The sequence below is a fragment of the Roseateles sp. genome (assembly GCF_965262435.1).
In the GTDB taxonomy this organism is placed as follows: domain Bacteria; phylum Pseudomonadota; class Gammaproteobacteria; order Burkholderiales; family Burkholderiaceae_C; genus Paucibacter_A.
The window spans coordinates 1,946,835-1,969,606 of record NZ_OZ253537.1 but is presented as its reverse complement, the minus strand read 5'-3'; the positions used below and the strand labels follow the sequence as shown (position 1 = coordinate 1,969,606).

General features: G+C 66.8%; 12 protein-coding genes and 1 pseudogene. 6 read left to right on the top strand and 7 right to left on the bottom strand.

What is annotated here, in order from left to right; genetic code table 11:
• Positions 1–24 precede the first annotated feature (24 nt).
• The 5 genes from recD to ACQY39_RS08500 form a co-directional block, all read right to left on the bottom strand.
• A complete protein-coding gene (gene recD / locus ACQY39_RS08520; protein WP_428505253.1) occupies positions 25–2,004 on the bottom strand; it encodes an exodeoxyribonuclease V subunit alpha in 1,980 nt (659 codons plus the stop codon).
• Entirely contained in the window at positions 2,001–5,789 is a 3,789-nt protein-coding gene (gene recB / locus ACQY39_RS08515; RefSeq protein WP_428505251.1) for an exodeoxyribonuclease V subunit beta, read from the bottom strand. Before recB ends, recD begins: the two co-directional genes overlap by 4 nt.
• Complete coding sequence (recC, locus tag ACQY39_RS08510) at positions 5,786–9,427, bottom strand: exodeoxyribonuclease V subunit gamma (protein ID WP_428505249.1); 3,642 nt, start codon at positions 9,425–9,427, stop codon at positions 5,786–5,788. Before recC ends, recB begins: the two co-directional genes overlap by 4 nt.
• A 151-nt stretch (positions 9,428–9,578) precedes the next feature.
• Positions 9,579–10,244 carry an MlaC/ttg2D family ABC transporter substrate-binding protein gene (locus ACQY39_RS08505; protein WP_428505247.1) on the bottom strand — a complete coding sequence of 222 codons (666 nt, stop codon included), beginning with the start codon at positions 10,242–10,244 and terminating at the stop codon, positions 9,579–9,581.
• A gap of 234 nt (positions 10,245–10,478) precedes the next feature.
• The gene (locus ACQY39_RS08500) at positions 10,479–11,048 is read right to left on the bottom strand and encodes a PEP-CTERM sorting domain-containing protein (RefSeq protein ID WP_428505245.1); all 570 of its coding nucleotides are present in this window, start codon (positions 11,046–11,048) and stop codon (positions 10,479–10,481) included.
• Positions 11,049–11,527: 479 nt separating this feature from the next.
• On the opposite strand from ACQY39_RS08500, the gene ACQY39_RS08495 reads away from it, so the two are divergent.
• Positions 11,528–12,142, top strand: coding sequence for a PEP-CTERM sorting domain-containing protein (locus ACQY39_RS08495; RefSeq protein WP_428505243.1), 615 nt, complete (start codon positions 11,528–11,530; stop codon positions 12,140–12,142).
• Between the two features lie 21 nt (positions 12,143–12,163).
• Here the strand turns inward: ACQY39_RS08495 and ACQY39_RS08490 are convergent, their stop codons facing one another.
• Complete coding sequence (locus ACQY39_RS08490; RefSeq protein WP_428505241.1) at positions 12,164–12,805, bottom strand: MBL fold metallo-hydrolase; 642 nt, start codon at positions 12,803–12,805, stop codon at positions 12,164–12,166.
• Between the two features lie 283 nt (positions 12,806–13,088).
• Between ACQY39_RS08490 and ACQY39_RS08485 the strand changes: the two are divergent.
• The 3 genes and pseudogenes from ACQY39_RS08485 to ACQY39_RS08475 form a co-directional block, all read left to right on the top strand.
• Positions 13,089–13,634: pseudogene (locus ACQY39_RS08485) on the top strand (IS5 family transposase); the annotation flags it as partial.
• Positions 13,635–15,515: 1,881 nt separating this feature from the next.
• Positions 15,516–19,457: a hypothetical protein gene (locus ACQY39_RS08480; RefSeq protein ID WP_428505239.1), complete on the top strand. Its 3,942-nt coding sequence runs from the start codon at positions 15,516–15,518 to the stop codon at positions 19,455–19,457.
• A gap of 261 nt (positions 19,458–19,718) precedes the next feature.
• Positions 19,719–20,636 carry a hypothetical protein gene (locus ACQY39_RS08475; RefSeq protein ID WP_428505237.1) on the top strand — a complete coding sequence of 306 codons (918 nt, stop codon included), beginning with the start codon at positions 19,719–19,721 and terminating at the stop codon, positions 20,634–20,636.
• On the opposite strand, the gene ACQY39_RS08470 is transcribed toward ACQY39_RS08475, so the two are convergent.
• Positions 20,614–21,753 carry an acyltransferase family protein gene (locus tag ACQY39_RS08470; protein ID WP_428505235.1) on the bottom strand — a complete coding sequence of 380 codons (1,140 nt, stop codon included), beginning with the start codon at positions 21,751–21,753 and terminating at the stop codon, positions 20,614–20,616. The genes ACQY39_RS08475 and ACQY39_RS08470 overlap by 23 nt on opposite strands.
• Before the next feature lie 157 nt (positions 21,754–21,910).
• Between ACQY39_RS08470 and ACQY39_RS08465 the strand changes: the two genes are divergently transcribed.
• Positions 21,911–22,129: a TOBE domain-containing protein gene (locus ACQY39_RS08465; protein WP_428505233.1), complete on the top strand. Its 219-nt coding sequence runs from the start codon at positions 21,911–21,913 to the stop codon at positions 22,127–22,129.
• A 25-nt stretch (positions 22,130–22,154) separates the two neighbouring features.
• Positions 22,155–22,748, top strand: coding sequence for an RBBP9/YdeN family alpha/beta hydrolase (locus tag ACQY39_RS08460; protein WP_428505231.1), 594 nt, complete (start codon positions 22,155–22,157; stop codon positions 22,746–22,748).
• The last annotated feature ends 24 nt before the right edge of the window (positions 22,749–22,772 follow it).

Here is a 22,772-nt window from a genome sequence, read left to right as displayed (position 1 = left end):
TGAAAAAATTTCAGTGAGGAAGACTCAAACAGCCAGCAAGTCCAGCAGGCCACTGGCCCGCCGGGTGCGCTGGCGCAAGGCCTGATGGAAGGTCTGGGCCTGGGGGCTGACCAGGGTGAAGAACTTGCGGGCGCGGGTGATGCCGGTGTAGACCAGCTCGCGGCTCAGATGGCTGCCGCCTTGCTCGGGCAGCACCAGCACCGTGTGCTCGAACTCCGAGCCCTGGGATTTGTGCACCGTCATCGCAAATGCCGTCTCCACATCGTTGAGCCGGCTCACGCCGACCGAGCGCAGCTGCGGGCCGTCGAGGAAGTAGGCGCGCAGGGGAATCAGGCCCTGGGCATCGAGCAGCTTGTGCGGCTTGAGCGCGATGCCGATGTCGCCGTTGAACACACCGACGCTGGGGTCGTTGCGCGTGACCATGATGGGCCGGCCCTCGTACCACTCGCCGCGCCGGCTGAGCAGGCCCGCCTCGGCCAGGACCCGCTCCACCGCCAGATTGATCCCCTCGGTGCCCCAGACGCCCGCTCGCACGGCGCAAAGCAGGCGAAAGCGCTCGAACTCGCCCAATACCCGACGCGCCCAGTCCTCAAAGGCCAACAGGCCCGCTTCCGCCGGCGGGCGCTGGCGCAAGGCTTGCAAATACGAGGCATATCCGCCCGGCGCACCGGGCCGCCCCTGCAGGGCCAGGCGCAAAACATCAGCCGGCTCGGGCGCGGGCAGCTGCAGCAAAGCCTGATCTTCTGCTTGCGCCATCAAGCCTTGAGCCGCCGCCACATCGCCGCGGTTGACCGCCAAGGCCAGCTGACCGATCGGCCCACCAAAACGCCGGCTTTCGCGCAGCATCACGGTGGCCTGGGCCAGGGCTTGAGGCCGCTCGGCCTGCAAGTAGTCGGCCGGCAAGACTTGACCCGTCGCCGCCTGCGCAAAAGCCGCGGTGGCCGCGCTGTAGCCGCCACGCTCGGCCTCGCGGCAGAGATCGCCCAACACGGCGCCGGCCTCCACCGAGGCGAGCTGGTCCTTGTCGCCCAAGAGGATCAAGCGCGCACCGGACGGCAGGGCCTCCAGCAAGGCCGCCATCATCTCCAGATGAACCATGGACGCCTCGTCCACGATCAACACGTCCAGCTCCAGCGGATGGGCCGCATCGGCGCGGAAAGCGCGCGTGTCCGGTCGCGCGCCGAGCAAGGCATGCAAGGTGCGCGCCGGGCCGATGTGCGAGGCCAGCTCGCGCAGATCGAAGTCCGGCGCCAGCGCCTCGGCCAGGCCTTGCAGGGCCGATTCGATGGACTGCTTGAGTCGCGCTGCCGCCTTGCCCGTGGGGGCGGCCAGGGCCACGCGCAAGGTCTGGCGCTGCGGGTGGACGGCGAACAGCAGTGCGAGCAGGCGCGCGGCCGTGTAGGTCTTGCCCGTGCCCGGGCCGCCGGTGATGACGGCCAGGCGGCTGCGCAAGGCCACGGCACAGGCCAGTTGCTGCCAGTCCAGGCCCGCGGCCGGTGTGGGGAACAAGCGCCCCAACCAGGCACGCAGCGCCGCCGTGTCGAGCCGCTCGGTCGCGGCCACGCGCGCCAACACCTGGCTGGCCACACGCTGCTCGTACTGCCAGTAGCGGCGCAGATAAAGGCGCTGGCCTTGCAGCACCAGCGGGCTGTGGCTGTCGGGCGCGCCAGGCTGCCAGACCAGGGGGCTGGCCGCCAAACGCTGCGTCCACCCGGCCGGCGTCGTCGGAAGGTTCAGCTCAGCCAAACGCTGCGCCGGCTCGGCACCCCAGCCCAGCAGATCGGCCGCGTTCTCGCAAAGCTGGGCCAAGGGCAGGCAGGCATGGCCGCGCCCCTCCAGATGGCTGAGCAAGGCCACGGCCAGCAAGACGGCCGCATCGGCCTGCGGGTCCAGCTCGTGCATGAAGCCGGCCAGGGCCGCGTCCAGGCGACGCAGCCACTTGTGCTGCACCCAGGATTTCAATTCCTGCTGCAGCTCGGAAGGCGTCATCGGGTCTATGTTCATGCCCCTTCCTCTTGTTCTTCTTGATGCTGGGTATCGATCAAGCCCTCCAGCCCCTCCAGCAGCGCCAGCGGCGGCCGCACCCACAGGCAGCCGGCCTGGGGCCCGTCCATGCCGCGCATGAAGAGGTAAAGCGCGCCGCCCAGGTGCTGGGCCGGGTCGTAATGCTCGCCCAGGCGCTGGCGCAGCAGGCGGTGCAGGGCCAGCAGGTAGAGGGCGGCCTGCACGTCATAACGGTGTTCGGCCATGGCGCCTTCCAGGGCCTCATGGTCGTAATCGGCATCGCGCTCGCCCAGGGCATTGGACTTGTAGTCCAGCACCCAGAAACGCCCGCCCTGCTCGAACACCAGGTCGGCAAAGCCCATCATCAAGCCCTGCAGCGCCCGCTCCGGCAGGGCCGGGCGCGGACGGCCGCCGAGCAGATGCTGGCGGCAGAGTGCGTCGATGGACTGTGAGCTCAGCCCGCTGCTGGGAAACCAGAATTCCATTTCCGGCAGCAGCGCGTCCAGGCGCGCGAGCGAGGCGCCCTCGCTCAGCGGCGGCAGCGGCGTTTGCAACAGGCGATTCAACCAGCTCAAAACCTCGTCCGACCAGTTGCCCCAACCCTGGCGCTCGCAGCGTGCCCGCAGCTGGGCTTGCAGGGCCGGGGACTCGGCCAAGGCAAAGCCCTCACCGGCCAGCCATTCCAGCTGGTCGTGCAGGAAATTGCCAGCAAAAGCGCCGCGCGGAAAGCGGTGCCAGGCGGGCAACAGGCTGACGCTGCTTGAAGTTTGGGTTTCAGCGGGCGCCAGCGCCGCCAGGGCCGCGGCCTCGGGGTCGGCCAGGCGGTCTTCGTCGTCACGCGCGGCGGCGTCACTGATCAGGCGGCCGGCATCCAGCGCGGGCGCCTTGGCGCTACTGAGCGCGCGCACCAGGGCCGAGAAGCTGCTGACCGTCCAGCGGCGTTCGAACTGGGCTTCATACACCTCGGCTTCGCGCAGCGGCGGCGCCGACTCGCGCGCTTGCAGGGCGCTGCGGGGCCAGTCCGGGCGGTAGATCAGGCGGTTCAAATGAATGCCCGCCGGGTCGCCAGCGGCCAGATCCTCGGCCGAGGTCCAGAGCTCCTCCGGCGTCTGCGGCACACCGCCACCGAGCACATAGCCCAGGGCGCTGCGGTGGACCTGGCAGTCTTCGCTCTGCCCCACCTTCAGGGCCGAGACACCCAGCCACAGGGCATGGCGGGCGCGGGTCAGGGCCACGTAGAACAGGCGCAGGTCCTCGCGCTGACGCTCCAGATCGGCGGCGGCGATCTGCTCGGCGTCGGGCTCCAGATGCAGCTGCTGCTCCAGCTTGACGTAGCGCGCGCGGCGCTTGTCCACGGCGCGGAAGCTGGCGGCAAAGGGCAGGAAGACCAGTGGGTACTCCAGGCCCTTGGATTTGTGCACCGTCACCACCTTGACCAGATCGGCGTCACTTTCCAGGCGCACGATCTGCTCCTCGCCGCCGGTGCCACCGGGCTCGGCGATCTGGGCCGCCAGCCAGCGGATCAAGGCCTGCTCGCCGTCCAACTGGCTGCTTGCCGCCTGCAAGAGCTCGGCCAGGTGCAGCACATTGGTCAAGCGGCGCTCACCGCTGACCTGCAACGTCAGGCCTGCGGCCAGCCAACGGCTAGGCAGCTGCAAACGGTGCAGGGTCTGGCGCAACATGCTCAGCACCCCTTGCTGCTGCCAGACGCTGTGCAAGGCCTTGAGCTGCTCGCTGCGCAGATCAAAGGCTTCGTCGTCACGGGCCAGTTCGGCCAGCTCGGCCAGGCTCAGGCCCAGGGTGGGGCTGGCCAGGGCGGCGCGCACCAGGCGGGCATCGAGCGGCGAGGCCACGGCGCGCAGCCAGGCCAGCAGGTCGCGGGCCTCATCGCTGGCGAAGACCGAGTCCTTGTCAGACAGGTAGACCGAGGCCAGGCCACGCCGCCGCATGGCCTCGCGCACGGCCGAGGCCTCGCGGGCATTGCGCACCAGCACGGCGATGTCGGCCGGACGCAGGCGCTGGAAGCTGCCCTGGGTTTCATTCAAGAAACCGGCTTTCTCATCGTTGAGCAGGCCGACGATGGTCTCGGCACAGACTTCACCAAAGCGCTGCTGGCTGGCGCGGCCGTCTTGCAAATCCAGGTCCAGCCACAGCTGCAGCGCCGGCACAGCACCGCGGCTGCTGACGAACACCTCACCCCGGCCGCGCGCCGCCACGGGCTGGAAGGGCAAGGGGCTGGCCTGCCCCGCGCTGCCCAGCAAAAAGGCACCGGCGTCAAAGGCCTCGGCCCGGGCGAACACGGTGTTGACCGCCTGCACCAGGGCTTGCGTCGAGCGGTGGTTGGTGCCCAGAAGGTAGTGGCGGCCCTCGGTCTGGCGGCGCACGTTCAGATAACTGTAAATATCGGCGCCACGGAAACCATAGATCGATTGCTTGGGGTCGCCGATCAGCAAGAGCGTGCTGTCGCGCGCGTTGTCGGCGATGCGATAGAGGCGGTCGAAGATGCGGGTCTGCAGCGGCGAGGTGTCCTGAAACTCATCGATCAAGGCCACGGGGTACTGGGCCCGCATGCGCTCGCGCAGGCGGCGCGCATGTTCGCCGTGCCGCCCTTCATCGAGGGCCTCGTCCAGGCGCTGCAGCATGTCGGCGAAACCGAAGCTGCCGTCCTGGCGCTTGAGCTCGGCCAGGCGATCGCGGATGTGCAGGGCCGCATGGAGGCGCAGCGGTGCGCTGGCCGAGGGCAAGGTGGCCAGGCCGGCGAGCAGCGCTTCGAAGGCGGCGAACTCGGGTGGCAGATCGGGCATGGTCTCACCCGGCTTCAGTGCGGCTTCCAAGCCCGAGGGCAAGAGACGTGTACTGCCCGTCTTGAGGTCCAGGGACTCTTGCGTCGGGTCCAGCGCCCAGGCCGTCAACGTTTTGAACCAGGGCTTGTAGTAGCGCTCGTGCAGCTTGGATTTGTTGAAAGGGCATTGCTTGGGCGCCAGCTGCAGGTCCAACCACAGCTGCATGGCATCGGCACGCTCAGCCCAGCCCTCTTTCAAGGTTGCCAAGGCCTCACGCCGCCGGGCTTGCAGCGCATCGATCAGCCCGCTCAGCTGGCCCGACAGTTCCTGCTCAAAACCCGCCGCCTCGCTGGCCTGCGCCAGCTCCTGATCCAGCAAGGCCTGGGCATCGGCGCCCAGGGCCGCCACGCCGGGCCAGACCTCGAACACGGCATCCAGCTGTTCGCCGGCCAGCGGGTAGACCTGCTGGCGCCAGTAGTCCTGGGTGGCGCCGTCCAGCAGCAGGCGCTCGTTGGCCACCAGCTCTTCGTCGAACAGGCAGCCGCTGTCGAAGGCATGCTCTCGCAGCATGCGCTGGCACCAGGCGTCGATGGTGTGCACAGCCGCTTCGTCCATGCCCTCGGCCGCGGCGGCCAGGCGCCAGGCGGCGGCGCGGCGGCCGGGGCCTTCGGGGTAGGCCTCGAGCAGCGCTTGCAGCAGCCCATCGGGGGCGGCCAACTCGCCGCGGAACACACGCGCCGCTTCCAGCAAGCGTGCGCGGATGCGGTCGGACAGCTCGCGCGTGGCCGCGCGGGTGAAGGTCATCACCAGAATCTCGGCCGGCTGCAGCGGCCGCTCAAAAGCCGCCTCCTCGCCGCCATGGCCCAGCACCAGGCGCAGGTAGAGGGCCGCAATTGTCCATGTCTTGCCGGTGCCGGCGCTGGCCTCAATCAGGCGGCTGCCCCAGAGCGGGAAGCTCAGGGGGTCGAGTGCAATGCCCGGCGTGTTCACGATGGTGCTCATGGCTGGGCCTCCAGGTTCAAAGCGTCGCCCTCCGCGGCTTGATGCAGCTGCATCACCACGTCTTGCTCAGCCCAAGCGCGCAGAGGGCCGAAGAGGCGCTGGGCCAGATTGGCAAAACGGCCATCGGCGCAGAGCGCGGCATAGCTGGGGTAGACGCGGGTGAGGCTCATCTCCTCGCCCTCGCCCGGCATGGCCTGGCGCCCCGCCGAGGCAAAGCCGCCGCCCTCGAAGACCTCGGCCGGCTTGCCTTTTTCGGTATCGAGAAAAGCCAGCGCGGTCTTGGGCGCCAGCGGCAGCGGTTCTTGCATGCCTTGCTGCCACAGCGCGATCAGATCGGCCAGCAGGGGCTGCGCCTCCTCCCGGCTCAGCGGCTGCAGCTGCAGCCAGGCATCGCGCCCGACCAGCACGCCGGGCACGGTGTCAAAACCGCAGCTGCTGGCCGCCAGCATGCGCACCCAGGGGGCGATCAAGCGCTCCATGCGCAGCGCCGGCGGCTTGCCCTTGGCAGCCGCCTTGCCGCACATGCGGCTGGGCAGCAGCTGCAGCCAGACGCGCTCGGCAAACAGGCCTTCGCCGGCCTGCTGCAGCCCGTCGAGCCAATCGTCCAGCGGGCCCAAGCGCAGCGGGGCCTTGGGCGCGGCATCGGGGTAGTCGGCCTGCAGGCGCAGCCAGCGGTCCAGCATGGGCAGGAGTTCCTCGGCCAGGCGTTGCTCCTCACGCCGGCCCAACTCGGCCATGGGCAGGCGGCCGGCGCGCTGCAGGCGGGCAGCCTGCAGGCGGATCAGCTCGGCCAGATCGCCCTGATTGAGTGGCGGCGCACCGCTTTGCAAGCGCTGCTCCTGGGCATTGAGCACCTGGTCCAACAGACCGGCCAGCAGGCTGTGGTCTTGCAAGCCATCGAGCGCGAAGGCCTCGGCGTCATCGCCGGCCTCGTCTTCCGCATCCTCGAAGTGCACATTGAGCCGGCGGCGGAAAAACTCGCGCACCGGGTTGCGCAGAAAGCTGACCAGGGTGACGAGCTTGAGCGGCGCTTGCTCCTCCTCGGCCGCAGCATCCATGCCGACGGGCTCGCCGCTCACCGGCTCGGCTTGCAGATGCGCATCGCGCCACTCGCGGGCATGAGTCAAGCGGCGCGGGTCGGCCGGCTGCTCGAAATAGCGGCGGCTGAAGGGCTGCAGCGGGTGCTCGGTGCTGAGCGCCTCGGGCAAGCCCTGACCCCAGCCGGCGGCCAGGTAGTCGCGCAGCTGCGAGACCAGCACCGAGGGCGGCTGCTCGCTGTTGTCGCGCGCGCTGCGGCCGCTCCAGCTGATGTAGAGCTGGCGCCGCGCCGAGAGCAAGGCCTCCAGCAGCAGCTGGCGGTCGTCGAGCCGACGCGAGCGGTCGCCCGGGCGCAGCTGGCCGGGCAGGCCCATCAAATCGAAATCGCTGCGGGTGCTGCGGCGCGGGTAGTCGCCATCGTTCATGCCGAGCAGGCAGACCACCTCGAAGGGCACGGCCCGCATGGGCATCAAGGTGCAGAAGGTGACGCCACCGGCGCGGAAGCGCTTGTTCAGGCCCGGCTCGTCCACCCCGTCCAGCCAGGCTTCGCGGGCCACGGCCAGGTCCACCGGCTGATCCACAAAACCGGCGGCCTCGCAGGCCTCCAGCCAGGCCGAGAGGCCGGCGTTCAGCGCCGACAGGCTCAGGCGTTCGCGCTCGTCGCTGGCTTCGAAGAAAGTCTCCAGCAAGGCTCGGCCGCGCGCCGCCCACTCGGCCGGCGTGGCCAGGCTGGCGCTCTGCGCCTGCCAGTCCAGCAAGGCACCGAGCAGATCGGCCAAGGAGCCGGCCAGATGCGCCTCCAGCCCGCCGATCTCGCCGTAGGGCTCGATGCCCTGGAAGGCTTCGCCCTGGCCGCTGGCAAAGCCCAGCAGCATGCGGCGCAGGCCGAAGGCCCAGCTGTTCTGCTCGCCACAGGCCGCCAGGCCCAGGCTGGCGCGCTGCCCGGCGTTCAGGCCCCAGCGGATGCCGGCGCCGCTGATCCACTGCGCCAGGCGCGGCAGATCGGCCGGCTCCAGACCGAAGCGCAGAGCCAGGCCCGGCACATCGAGCAGATCGCGCAGCTCGCTGGCGGTGCAGCGGGCTTGCGGCAGGCGCAGCAGCCACTCCAGCGCCACCATCAGCGGGTTGTTGCCGCGCTCGCTCAAGTCGGCAATGTCGAAAGGAATGTGGCGCGCATCGCTGCGCGCGTACTGGCCGAAGACCGAGCGAATGGCCGGCGCAAAACCCTCCACATTGGGCAGCATGACGACAATGTCGCGCGGCTGCAGCTTCGCCGCACCCGGCGGTGGCGGCGCGGCCAGCAGGCTCAAGAGCTGGTCGTGCAGGATCTCGACCTCGCGCTGAGCGCCGTGGGCGATATGGAAAACGATGGAGCGGTCTTGCAGCAGGGCCGGCTCGGGCGCGCTGCGGCCGTAGCCGGCATGCTCGGCCAGGGGCACCAGGTCGCGGATGCGGGCCTGTACCTGCTGCAGCAGGCTGCAGCCCTCACCTTCAGCGGCATCTTCATCGAAGAGGTCGATCTTGGCGGCGGGGAAGCGGGCCTGGGTCTGCGCCGCATCGTCAAAGGCATCGAGCGCGCGCACGAAATCGCGGCCCTGGCGGCCCCAGGCGGCCAGCAAGGGGTGGGCGTGGGCATGCATCTCCTCCAGCGGCAGCTCGGCAAGATCGCGGCCTTGGCGCAGAGGCTGGCGGCGGCGCTGCTCGCGCAGCTGTTGGCGCAGCAGCTCGCGGCCATCGATGATGTCGGCCCAGTGGTAGCGGCAGGGATTGGGCAGAGCCAGGATGACCTGGCAATGGCGCGCCAGCGCGGCCAAGGCCTGCAAGGTCTGCTGCGGTACATGGGTCATGCCGAACAGCACCAGGCGGCGCGGCAGGCCGCGCGGCGGCTGGCGCTCATCCAGCAAAGCCTGCATGAAGCGCTGGTGCAGCACCGGCCGCGTGCCGGCCCGCTCGGCCGCCGAGAGCGGCTGCAGCAAGGCGCGCCAGAGCCAGGCCTGCCAGCGTTGATCGGGAGCCAGCGGCGGGGCCTGGCGCAGGTCCAGCTGTTCGCCCGCCGGGGCCAGTTGGGCGGGCAGCACATCGTGGCCGAGGCCCCAAGCGTCCAGCCAGTCGCTGCGGTAGATCTGGTACTGGTCGTACAGGTCAGCCAGGCGTTGGGCCAGCTGCAGGCGCCGGTCCAGGCCACCGCGCTGCAGAAAATCAGCCAGGGGCGCGTAGACCTCGGCCGCTTGCGGATCGGAAGTTGCCGCTGATTCCAGCAGTTCGGGCAACAAACGCATCAGCCGCCAGGTCAGCGGCAGCTTGTCCAGCGGCGACTGCGGCGGCACGGTCTCGCGCCCCAGCAGCTGGCGATAGGTGCGCCACATGAAACGAGCAGGCAGCTCCACACGGGTGGCGGCGCAAATGCCGCGTTGGCTGGCCAACTGCATCTTCAGCCACTCGGCCACGCCATTGCTCTGCACCAGCAGCACTTCCTCTTCCAGCGGGCGCAAAGGGCTGCGACGCAGCCACTCGAACACCGCATCGCCCAGCAGCTCGGCACGGTTGCCATGCAGGACCAGCAGGCCAGGGGTGATGTCGGACAAAGGGATTGCGCTCATGGGGCCAGTTCTTGTGCTCGCTAAATTTCGGCGTTCCTCGCGCCGGGCCAAATTCAAGCACAGAACTGAAGCGTCCCTCGGAAATAGACAAGGGCGGCACGAGGCCGCCCTTGTACCCCACAGCGCCTCAGGCGCTGCGATGTCGCTCGCTTCAGGCCTTGGCCGGCAGCGGCTTCTTGTTTTTCTCAGCCAGCATCTTGATCAAGCCATCGATGCCGTTGGCGCTGACTTCCTGCGCAAAGGGGTTGCGGTAGGTCTGCACCATGGAGGCGCCCAGGACATTGAAGTCCCAGATCTTCCAGACGCCGGCGTCGGATTTCTCCAGGCTGTAGTTCAGCTGTAGCGGCTCGCCCTTGCCGACGATCTGGGTCTTGATCTCGACCTGACCGCCCTCGGTGGCGCCCGGGCGCAGCGGCATCTGGCGGATGGTCTGGTCCTTGAACTGCGACAGCGCGCCGGCATAGACGCGCAGGAGCAAGCCTTTGAACTCGGTCTTCAAGCGCTCACGCTGCTCAGGCGTGGCCTGATTCCAGTGTCGGCCCACAGCGCTTTTCGTGGTCTTGTCGAAATCGACATGGGGCATGATCTTCTCGTCGACCAGCTGGACGATGCGCTGCAGGTCGCCGGCCTGAATCGCCTTGTCGGCCTTGATGGCCTCCACAGTCTCCTGTGACAGCTGACGAATCAAGGTGTCGGGTGCGCTGGCATCAGCGGCCAAGGACAGGCCCGTATTGATGGCCATCAACGCCAGCAGGCCCGAGGCCAGGGCGGCGCGGCCGCGACGGGCCAGGGTGGAGGTGGATGAATGAGCTTTCATGGCGAACCGTCTTCCTTTGCGCTGCTTTGCCAGGGCGGGTGCCCAGGCTGGGCCCAATCAACGTCGCTCTCACCTGAAGATTGGCGAGCGCCGATTCGGCGGGCACCCGATTCTGAAAGCCGGGCCATGAAAACAACAGCGCGCCGGCAGCAGTGCCGCGCGGCGCGCTCTTGGGCAGCGTCAGGCGCCACCCCGTTCCGCAAAAAACGAAACCGTAGCTCGCGCTCCTGCGCCTCAGACCTTGCGGCGGCGGCCGCAGCCCACCACGCCGGCCAGGCCCAGGGCGGCCAGGGTCAAGGCCAGGGTGGCCGGCTCGGGCACATGGTTGTCCGGGCCGAGGGTGGCCTTGAGCTGACCGATGGTGAAGGGGCCGGGAATGTCGAAGTGGTGCGTGCGGGCTTGATCGACGCCCAGGCCCAGGAAGTTCAGGCCCTGACCTCCGTTCTGATCACCACGGACAAAATCCGTGCGAAGGAGGAGGCTGGTGAAGCCGCTGCTGTCCGCGTTGGCCGTGAACTTGTCCAGTTGATCCAGGCCGTAAACAAAGTTCTCGGTCACACCGTCCAGTTCGATCTGTAGGTGGAAGCTGAAGCTCTTGAGATCGCCCAGGGCGATATCTCCGCTGTACTGGCCCGAGCTTGTTTCAAAGGAACCGGTGCCGGTGGCCTTGGCAGCGGCCCACCAGCTGCTGGTGCCGCCGCCCGAATAGCTCAGGCTCACCGGCGCGGCCTGGGCCGCCAGCATCGTCAGGGCGGCCGCGGCGCCAATCAAGGTTTTGCTGAAGATCGTGGATGTAGAAGCCATGGTGTGTGTTCTCCCTCGGGGGTGGTCTGCATTGATGCCGTGTGGTGTTCTCCGGCGTGTTCTCGGTCCTTCATCGATCCAGGCGGGCTGCCGCAAGCACGGCGAATCCTCGCCGCTGCAGACCCTCGCGCCAGATTCGGCTTTGACCGGATGCGAATTTTGCCGACGCACCGGCGCGCTACACCCCCCGCGATTGAGTGCTTGGGCTTATTCACGCGCAAACTCAAGCCGCACAGTGCCCAGCCGCGAGCAGCCTGGGGTCAGGTCATGCCTGACGTCAAAACTGCTCGGTAAGTGGCCGATTCTGATGAGGGTTGGTGGACCAAGCCCCGGAGACTGCTTTGCCGGTCTTGCGGCATGCGACAGCCGCGTCACAAAACGTCGTGACTTGTCGCACACAGCGCGCCTGATGTCTTTGACACTGAGCGCCTGGGCAACCAAGCCGCCCCTCTTTTTTGATCCTTGACCAGGAACACGCCATGACATCCAAACTTCATGCCCTCTGTGGTGCCGCTCTGCTGGCTTTAGCCCCTCTGGCCCATGCCGAACTCGTCAGCTGGAGTTTCCAAGGCCAGCTCACGGGCGTGGGAAGCACGACAAGCCACCAGCTGGGCGAAGGCTTTCAGGCGGTGGTGAACTTCGACACGGCAGCCAAGGAACTGACGCCCATCAATCCCAACCGGCATTCGCTCGACATTTCAGCGCTGACGATCCGCTACCAGATCGGCGCCGACAGCTGGCGGCAGCTGGACGCCAGCGCCGGGGGCTTGATCTATGTGCGCGACAACCAGATCAACCCCCAGGAACCCACGGGCCCGCTGGTGGACGGCCTGACTTTTCAGCTCGGCGCCGTCTCGCTGATCCTGCGCTGGAGTGACCTGGGGGCTATCGACTACAGCCAAGGCCTCTTGCCCAGCACGCCGCCGGCGATGACCCAGCTGGTGGCCCAGCAATTCCAGGACAACGGCCAAGGCCTGATTGGACAGATTGACACTGTCAGCGCGGTTCCCGAACCCGAGTCCTATCTGATGCTTCTGGCGGGCTTGGGCCTGATCGGCGCCCTGACCAAGCGCCGAGCCCAGAAGCCGGGCTGAGCGGCTGGAGAAGCGCCGCGCTCAGCGATCCCGCACATGGGGGTTGCTGCGCCGCTCGGCGCCAAAGCTGCTCTCCGGGCCATGTCCGGGGATGAATACCGTCTCGTCGCCCATGGGCCAGAGCCGCTCGCGGATCGAGGCCAACAGCGTGGCATGGTCGCCGCCGGGAAAATCGGTGCGGCCGATGCTGCCGGAGAACAGCACATCGCCTACGAAAGCACGCGCAATCGCCGGCGAATGAAACACCACATGGCCGGGCGTGTGGCCGGGGCAGTGGCGCACATTCAGGGTCTGATGGCCGATCTGAACCGTGTCGCCATCAGCCAGCCAGCGCGTCGGCGCGAAGGGCTCGGCGGCTGGGAAGCCGAACATCTGGCTTTGCTGCGCCAGGCCATCGATCCAGAACTGGTCGCCCGGGTGCGGGCCGATGATGGGCAGTTGCAACTCGCGCGCCAGTTGCCCGGTGCCGCCGGCATGGTCGATATGGGCATGGGTCAACCAGATCGCCCTGAGCGTGAGCCCCTGCTGCTGCACGGCCGCCCGGATGCGCGGCAGATCGCCACCGGGGTCGATCACCGCCGCCTCCCTCGTCTCATCACACCAGACCAAGGAACAGTTCTGCTGGAAAGCGGTGACGGGGATGGTTTGGTAGCGCAGGGTCATGGCGGAGGAGGCTGAGAACAAAGTTTCGAAGTTACTGGCAAATTATCGAAGTCTTGGGGGGCAGCGAGCAGGGCGAGGTCAAAGTTTCGCAACGGGTTGTGGCACCTCGGGATAGCTCGCAGTTGCTCTGCGGTGAACGGTTTCGGCTGGGTCGAAATTTCGGCATGACCACCGGGACGTTTCGTTGCCGCACCTCAGCGCGGGACTGCATTAGGGAAGGTATGCACAACCCCCCGGGAAAATCAGCTACTCAGCTGGATGAGCAGCTGAGACGATTCGACCCATGAAGCAGACGAGTCTTGGACTGGGGCAATCGAGCAAGCGCACGCGACGGCGCGTGTTTCTCGAAGAGATGAACCGCGTAGCGCCGTGGTCGGAGCTGGTTGCGTTGATCAGTCCTTACATGCCGGAAGGCCGGTGTGGCCGGCCGCCATTTGCGGTGGAAGTGATGCTGCGAATTCACTTCATGCAGCAGTGGTTCAACCTGAGCGACCCGGCGACGGAAGAGGCACAGCACGACATGGCGCTGTTCCGCGATTTCGCGAGCCTGGGCGGCTGGGATGAGCGCGTGCAGGATGAGGCGACCATCCTGCGCTTTCAGCGCGTGCTGGAGAAGCACAAGATGGCGCCGCAAGTTCTGGAGACGATCAACAATTTGCCGCTGAGCAAGGACCTGATGCTGCGAGCGGGCACGGTGGTGGACGCCACGCTGATCGCCGCGCCTAGCTCAACCAAGAACGCGGACGGCGAGCGTAATCCGGAGATGAAGCAGAGCAAGAAGGGCAATCAGTGGTTCTTCGGCATGAAGGCTCACATCGGCGTGGATGCCACCTGGGCGGGGTGCAAGCACGAGTTCGCCTTCAAAGCGCGAAATCCGCCGTGCAGGTGGCCAAAGCGCCGCGAAACGCGGCAAAACCAAATGCCGCTCGCGCAGCGGGCTTCAACACAGCACTTCAGGTCAGAGCAAGCGCAGATGACTGCGCTTTGTGCAAACCATACCTAGCCCCACCTGGCAGTTACTTTCCCTATTCAGGCTCTAACTGAACACCACCCCATGCACGCCCACCACTACTATCGCTTCGCCGCTTCCCTGTTGACCGTGCTTCTGGCCGCTTGCGGCGGTGGAGGTGGCCCGGGGGCGGCCGAAGATAAACCGGTCGTCGTTCCCAGTCAGCCCAGCACTCCAATCGACAAGACCTTGCTGACGGGTACGCTGAAACTCGCAAACACAGCGGATGCCAGGGTGTTCTGGGATCGGAACGACAACTGGGAGATCGACGCCGACGAAGTTCCGGTGCAGGTTGACCCCACCGGAAGCTATCTGATCGCCGCGAAACCGACGGAAGCGGCCAGACTCCGGGTACACGTGGCCGGAGGGCGCATGGTCGAGGAGGGCATCTCGCACACGGCATACGTGCTGAGCAGTCTGCCTGGCGAGACCTCGGAAGTCTCGCCGTGGACGACGTTGCAAGCCCTCTCAGGCCTTGACCTGGCCCAGCTCTCGGAGCGCCTGGGCGTTTCACTCACCGGGGCAGGCAGCGACGTTGCTGTGACCACCCGCGCAGCGAAAGTGGTATCCATGCAGCTTGCCAAGCATCGCGAAGCCATCCTGGCGGGGCGGCAGGACGAGGCTGCGGCCGGTGTCCTTTTCTATGCCAGGGAGATCCTGGCCGGCACCGATTTCCTGTCCGGCTCGCAGACCTCGCTCGCAGCAGCGCCTTTGAAACGTGCCCAGGCTGCCACGCCGGTACTACCAACTGCAATACCCAGCCAGCCGAACTACTTCTGGCAATCTGCGGCCGCGACACCCTTCCTCACTCCTTCCCAATCGGGCCATTCCACCCAATCCATTTCCATCGTGAAATGGAAGAACAAGGTCGTGATCCCGCCGGAGAGCAACCGCGCCCTGTTCAACGCCACTGAAACCGTGCTCGCCAACCTCAAGCAGCGGCAGGTCGACGTGAAATCCGATGGCTTAGGCCCGAGTCTGGGGCGCTTGGACAGACGTTTCGCGCAAACGCAGATCTCCATATTCAACCAAGTGGGCCTGAAATGGGCCGGCGACGCCTCGATAGACCGTGCCGTTTCGACCGTAATTTCTCGATTGAATGAGGACCAATATTCCGATGAACTGAGCCTAAACATCGCCCAAGGAATTAGTGACTTCGACAATGCCGTATGGGCACAGGTATCAAAATACGATGGAATATCTGCAATTGCAGAATTGGAGGCCGGACTAATTCAGGCTTATGTCGGAATCGATGTAGGAGACTTAAAATTTGCATCCCGCAACAGGTACGGAATCAACAAAAAGATAGGGTTACTGTTTAAGGTGATATTAACTGGCCAAGATAGCCTCGGCTGCTTTTATCAAGTAACCGAAGAATTTCCGCAATTGGCAAGAATTCGAGACGCCACATTCGATGTGGCAAAGCTGTCTGACGATGATTACTGGAAGCTCCTTGAGGCAGCGTCGAAATGCCTAACAGCGGGTGCTCACGCACTAAACCCACAGGGCATTGCGAAGCTGCTCATCGACAGGTTTTCAATTGCCAGCAATCTTGCGCTGCTAGGACATAAGCTGCCATCAGGTGCAACGACTTTACAAATTCGATTGGCAGTCCTGAAAGCACTCGTGGAGGTGACTGACGGAGTACCTGAGCACCTGCCTGCAAAGCCAGCTGGCGTGTTCAGGATGGCGAACTCGTTCATGAAGATGCTCGTTGTTGCAACCGAAGCTGTTGTCGCCAACGAAGGCAAATGGAATGCCATCGCCTCGCAAATCAGCGCGGCCTATGACGCCCGGCGCAACGAGCTGCTGAACATGGCCGAGCAATCCAAGTTGCGCGCCCGGCTGGAGCAGGTCATGTCGCCGGTCTACTACGACGAAGTCATCGATCTCGGCAGGATGCGCTCCTGTGCGATTCGATCCGAGTTGAAGTCCCTCTGCTCGTATCGCAGCGTCGCTGTGGCGGCGGCAAAAATGCGTGTACTTGCCGCACGAACGGCGGCGGATCCGCTGGGCGCCAACGTCGTCGCCATGGCTTTGAACGATCCCGCCCAAATTCCCATAGAGGTCTCATTCGGTGACGGCTGGAGCACGGCGAACGATCCCGCTTACCGCGGCAAGGCCCTCAATGCGACCAGTGAGGTCGAGCATGCCTACCTGACACCTGGGCGATACCGGGTGCGTACCGAATTCCGCTTGCCGGAAGGCGGCCGCTTCATGCAGGAGGAGGACCTGGAGGTGACGCAGAGCGCCGATTCGGCAGCGGCTCCGACAGCCCTGCGGATCAGTCCGCCGGTGGTGCTTGCGGATCAGCCGGTGACGCTCTCCGTGGCGGTCGAAACCCCAACCTCATTTCGAGACCTCACCGCACGCCTGATTGCGCTGGGTGCCGATGGCGTGCCTCGAGCACAGTGCGACATCCCGAGCCCCAACCCTGGTGCCGTGCTGGCTGCCGGAACGTATGCGCTCACGGGATGCGGCCAGCTTGTGAAAGCCACGGATCAGGGCCTTTCGATCGCGGTTTCTGCCTTGGCCAAGGACGGGGTCAAGAGCCGCAGAGCGGAACTGATGGTGGCTGTGTCCCCCAAGGCGTTGGTCGTGCAGGCCCTGACGGCAAGCCAGAGCAGCGCCGGCCAGCCCATCAACGGCAGCTTCTCGGTGGCGGGTTCGAGTGTGAGCCTGGTGCGGGTGCACGCCGGCCTGTCGGCCAGCGACACCTACTGCTACACCGACCTGGCGGCCACGACGGGTGCCAAGACCTTCAGCTTCTCGGGCAGCTGGGCGGGCCAGAACGGCAAGGCCTGCTCGGCCCTACTGCCAGCAGCCGGCGGCACGACCAACATCGTCTTCAAGGTCGAGGCCCGTGACAGCAACAACAACCTGGCCAACAGCGGCACGCCGCCGACGGCGACGGTGGCCTACCAGGCCGCATCCACGCCCATCAGCGTGACGGCCCTGACGGCAAGCCAGAGCAGCGCCGGCCAGCCCATCAACGGCAGCTTCTCGGTGGCCGGCTCCAGTGTGAGCCTGGTGCGGGTGCACGCCGGCCTGTCGGCCAGCGACACCTACTGCTACACCGACCTGGCGGCCACGACGGGTGCCAAGACCTTCAGCTTCTCGGGCAGCTGGGCGGGCCAGAACGGCAAGGCCTGCTCGGCCCTACTGCCAGCAGCCGGCGGCACGACCAACATCGTCTTCAAGGTCGAGGCCCGTGACAGCAACAACAACCTGGCCAACAGCGGCACGCCGCCGACGGCGACGGTGGCCTACCAGGCCGCATCCACGCCCATCAGCGTGACGGCCCTGACGGCAAGTCAGAGCAGCGCCGGCCAGCCCATCAACGGCAGCTTCTCGGTGGCGGGTTCGAGTGTGAGCCTGGTGCGGGTGCACGCCGGCCTGTCGGCCAGCGACACCTACTGCTACACCGACCTGAGCGCCAGCACGGGCGCCAAGAGCTTCAGCTTCTCGGGCAGCTGGACGGGCCAGAACGGCAAGGCCTGCTCGGCCCTACTGCCAGCAGCCGGCGGCACGACCAACATCGTCTTCAAGGTCGAGGCCCGTGACAGCAACAACAACCTGGCCAACAGCGGCACGCCGCCGACGGCGACGGTGGCCTACCAGGCCGCATCCACGCCCATCAGCGTGACGGCCCTGACGGCAAGTCAGAGCAGCGCCGGCCAGCCCATCAACGGCAGCTTCTCGGTGGCGGGTTCGAGTGTGAGCCTGGTGCGGGTGCACGCCGGCCTGTCGGCCAGCGACACCTACTGCTACACCGACCTGAGCGCCAGCACGGGCGCCAAGAGCTTCAGCTTCTCGGGCAGCTGGACGGGCCAGAACGGCAAGGCCTGCTCGGCCCTACTGCCAGCAGCCGGCGGCACGACCAACATCGTCTTCAAGGTCGAGGCCCGTGACAGCAACAACAACCTGGCCAACAGCGGCACGCCGCCGACGGCGACGGTGGCCTACCAGGCCGCATCCACGCCCATCAGCGTGACGGCCCTGACGGCAAGCCAGAGCAGCGCCGGCCAGCCCATCAACGGCAGCTTCTCGGTGGCGGGTTCGAGTGTGAGCCTGGTGCGGGTGCACGCCGGCCTGTCGGCCAGCGACACCTACTGCTACACCGACCTGGCGGCCACGACGGGTGCCAAGACCTTCAGCTTCTCGGGCAGCTGGACGGGCCAGAACGGCAAGGCCTGCTCGGCCCTACTGCCAGCAGCCGGCGGCACGACCAACATCGTCTTCAAGGTCGAGGCCCGTGACAGCAACAACAACCTGGCCAACAGCGGCACGCCGCCGACGGCGACGGTGGCCTACCAGGCCGCATCCACGCCCATCAGCGTGACGGCCCTGACGGCAAGCCAGAGCAGCGCCGGCCAGCCCATCAACGGCAGCTTCTCGGTGGCGGGTTCGAGTGTGAGCCTGGTGCGGGTGCACGCCGGCCTGTCGGCCAGCGACACCTACTGCTACACCGACCTGAGCGCCAGCACGGGCGCCAAGAGCTTCAGCTTCTCGGGCAGCTGGACGGGCCAGAACGGCAAGGCCTGCTCGGCCCTGCTGCCAGCAGCTGGCGCCACGACCAACATCGTCTTCAAGGTCGAGGCCCGTGACAGCAACAACAACCTGGCCAACAGCGGCACGCCGCCGACGGCGACGGTGGCCTACCAGGCCGCATCCACGCCCATCAGCGTGACGGCCCTGACGGCAAGTCAGAGCAGCGCCGGCCAGCCCATCAACGGCAGCTTCTCGGTGGCGGGTTCGAGTGTGAGCCTGGTGCGGGTGCACGCCGGCCTGTCGGCCAGCGACACCTACTGCTACACCGACCTGAGCGCCAGCACGGGCGCCAAGAGCTTCAGCTTCTCGGGCAGCTGGACGGGCCAGAACGGCAAGGCCTGCTCGGCCCTGCTGCCAGCAGCTGGCGCCACGACCAACATCGTCTTCAAGGTCGAGGCCCGTGACAGCAACAACAACCTGGCCAACAGCGGCACGCCGCCGACGGCGACGGTGGCCTACCAGGCCGCATCCACGCCCATCAGCGTGACGGCCCTGACGGCAAGCCAGAGCAGCGCCGGCCAGCCCATCAACGGCAGCTTCGCGGTGGCGGGTTCGAGTGTGAGCCTGGTGCGGGTGCACGCCGGCCTGTCGGCCAGCGACACCTACTGCTACACCGACCTGAGCGCCAGCACGGGCGCCAAGAGCTTCAGCTTCTCGGGCAGCTGGGCGGGCCAGAACGGCAAGGCCTGCTCGGCCCTGCTGCCAGCAGCTGGCGCCACGACCAACATCGTCTTCAAGGTCGAGGCCCGTGACAGCAACAACAACCTGGCCAACAGCGGCACGCCGCCGACGGCGACGGTGGCCTACCAGGCCGCCACGTTAGCAAGTGTCACGGGCCGGAGCCCCAGCAGCCTGACGCGCAACAGCGCTACCGCAGTAACGGTAAGTGGCGTGGGGTTTCCAGACACCGTTGTCTTTGCCATCGACAACGTGGTTTGCAATGGCGACTACGTAAGAACCGCAACGAGCGTGCGGCAAACCTGCACCGCCCAGAATGGCACACCCTCGAGCGTTGCACTGCTCGTGAAGACTCAAAGCGGTGGAAACACACTGATTGGAGGTGATCGAAACTTTTCGTTCGCTGTGCGGTGAATCGGCATTTGACGGAATGCTACTGCTTCACTGGCACGCTTCTCGCCAGAGGCGGCCTAAGCCTTCAGTTGCACGGCAAGCACACCGCGCTCGCCAGGCCGCGCAAACGACCGCGCACAGACGGCCAAACAATGCCATGATCGAGCCCATGAGGCCAACTCACGCCACTTCCGCAAGGGCCGCAGCGCGCGCCGCGATGCGTGTTGCCTCGGCCGCGCCGGGCCGATCGGCCTGCATGGGCTGTCCGGGGCGTTGAAGACCATGCCGCCGCCAATCGCGCGCCGCCCGCTGCTGTTCGCCACCGGCGCCTGCTTGCTCGGCGCCGACATGGCGCGCGGCGCACCGGCACTCAAGCATCCTGGTCGCGTCAGCTTCCCGGCGGCCGACCTCAAGGAAGACCGGCGCCGCCTCTTTCCCACTCAGCTGCTGGCTCTGGCCCTGGAGCTCGCCGGTCACGAGGCCGGCATCGAGGAGCGGCTGCACTACAGCCAGACTCGCGCCATGGCCGAGCTCAAGCAGGGCCGGCTCGATGTCACCCTGATCACGCAACGGCAGATGCCTGCCAGCGAAGGCCTGGTGCTGCCCACGCCGCTGCGCATGGGCTTGCTGGGTCTGCGCTTGCTGCTGTGTCGGGCTGAGCGCGCGCAAGAACTGGCTCAGGTGCAAGACATCGCCCAGCTCAAGCGCCTGGGCCTGGGCTATGGCGTGGACTGGAGCGACCGCGCGGCCTTCGAGCAACTGGGTTTCAAGATCGTGACCGCCTCCACCTACCCCGGCCTGTTCGCCATGCTGCGGGCACGCCGCAGCGACTACCTGTCACGCGGCATCAATGAAATCTGGGACGAGATCGCCGAGCCTCAACTGGTCGGGAGCGGCGTGAGCGTGGTCCAGGGCCTGGCCCTGCACTACCCGCTGGACGACTATTTCATCGTCCGCCCCGATGCCCCGGAACTGGCCGAACTCCTGCAGCATGGCCTGCGGCTGGCCCAGACCCAAGGCCGCTACCAGCGCTTGTTCGACACCCATTTCACCGCCGGCCTGCGCCGCGCGGCCCTGCACGAGCGGCGGCTGCTGCGCGTGGACGGCTACCCCGAGGACCGGCTGGTGGAAGAAGCGCAGCAGCATCTGCTGACAACCCAGTCGCCCGCCACCCACCTCAAGCCAGGGAAACCTCGCTGAGTGGCCGGGCCCGGGCGCGGTCGCGCCAGCGCAGACCCGGCCGTTCGATGCCGTAATGCAAGGCCGCGCCGAAGAGCAGGATCACGCCCACATAGGCCGCAAACTGCAGCGCCGCCAGCTCGGGCAGCCAAGGCAGCAGCCAGGTTTGCACCGCATGCAAAGCCAGCTTGTGACTCAGGTAAAGGCTGTAGGAAATGGCAGCGATCCAGGCGACGCCGGGCAGGTGCCAGCGGCCGATCAGGCTGTGCGGCGATGCGCCCGCCAGCACCAAGAGGCCGGCTGCCGCCGCCAGCACGGGCCAGCCCACCGTGTTGGCCAGCAAACCGGTGCGCACGCGGAACAGCCACCAGGCCAGGCCGAGCACGAGCAGACCCAGCAGCAGCGCGGCGTTGGCATGGCGCTGCGCCCAGGCCCACCAGCACGGGCGGTGGACCTGCGCCACGGCCAGCAGCACGCCCACCAGGAGCGCGTCCAGCCGCGCCCAGGTCGGGTAGTAGAGCGCCTCGATGAACCAGGCCCGGTCGGGCTGCAGCGCGCTGAAGTGCTGCCAGATCGCGCCGCGCAAGGCCACGCCGCCCAGCGCCAGGGCCGCGAACAGCGTCAGCAGTTGCCAACTCTTGACCCGCCCGCTCAGGCCCAGGGCCAGCAGTGGGAACAGCAGATAGAAATGCTCCTCCACGCACAGCGACCAGGCATGCGAGAAAGCCGGATTGCGGGCGTAGTCGACCAGCAGATTGAAGCTGAAGCTGAGGAACTTCCAGGCCGACTCCAGATTCGGGTCCTCGCGCAGCACCGGGAACGCCAGGTAGACGGCCAGCACCGTCAGGTAGGCCGGCAGGATGCGCCAGGCGCGCCGGACATAGAAGCCGGCCAGAGAAAAGCGCGCAGGCGCCTCTTGCAACTGGCGCAGCAGGGGCGCGCCAATCAAAAAGCCGCTGAGCACGAAGAACACATCGACGCCGACCCAGCCGAAGCGGGCCAGGCCATCCCAGTCCGGCCCGACGCCGCCGACCCACACGGAGTGGAACAGCATCACCCAGGCGATGGCCAGGGCGCGCAAGAGGTCGAGGCCGGGCAGGCGGGCGGTGCTTGGTGGCGCAGGAGCAGCTAGAGACATGGGCGGCGATTGTGCCGTGGCCTCCGCGGCGCTCTGCCTCGCTTCGACCCATATCTGACCCGCGCATGTGCTCCCGCGCATCCCTTCCTTCCCCGCCTGGCCTGGCCCTCCTAAGCTGAAAGCTCACAACGGCCCACGGGCCAAGGAAGCAAGAACCATGAGCATCACCGCCATCAATGTACGCAACCAGTTTCGCGGCACCATCCAAGAGATCATCGAAGGCCCGGTGGTGTCCGAGATCGACGTGATCACGCCCTCGGGCGCCCTGGTCACCTCGGTCATCACCACCCGCTCGGTCAAGGACCTGGGCCTGGTGGTCGGGCGCGAGGTGGTGGCCTTGGTCAAGGCGACCGAGGTCTCGATCGCCACGCTCTGAACGTCACACAACGCGCAATCCCGCCATGGCCACCCCCTACCGCCCGCCGCGCCTGCTCATCATCCCTGGCCTGCACGACAGCGGCCCGGCCCATTGGCAAAGCTGGCTGCAAAACCAGTTCCGCGATGCGCGTCGGGTGCAGCAGCGCGACTTCAGCCAGCCCGAGCTGCAGCGCTGGGCCGACCGCATCGCCAGCACGGTGGAGCACGCTGGCCCCGGTGAATGGCTGGCCGTGGCCCACAGCTTCGGCACACTGGCCCTGGCCCGTTACCTCGACGAACATGCAGACACACCGATTCGCCATGCCTTGCTGGTGGCGCCGGCCGAGCCCGACAAGTTCGGTCTGGCCGAGTTGCTGCCGCAGCAGCGCCTGCGCATCCCTTGCACCTTGATTGCCAGCCAGAACGACCCCTGGATGACACCGCACAGCGCCCAGCGCTGGGCACGCCGCTGGGGCGCCAGCTACAGCAATCTAGGCAGGGTCGGCCACATCAACAGCGAGTCCGGCTTCGGCCCTTTCCCCTTGGCCAAACGCTGGGTCGAGGTGGCCTGGGCGCGGGCGGCGCGTGAACAGCGTCCACTGCATGCCAGTTTCCAGGAGTGGTCGTTCGCAATCTGAATCACGCCCGCTCACCAAGCCCTC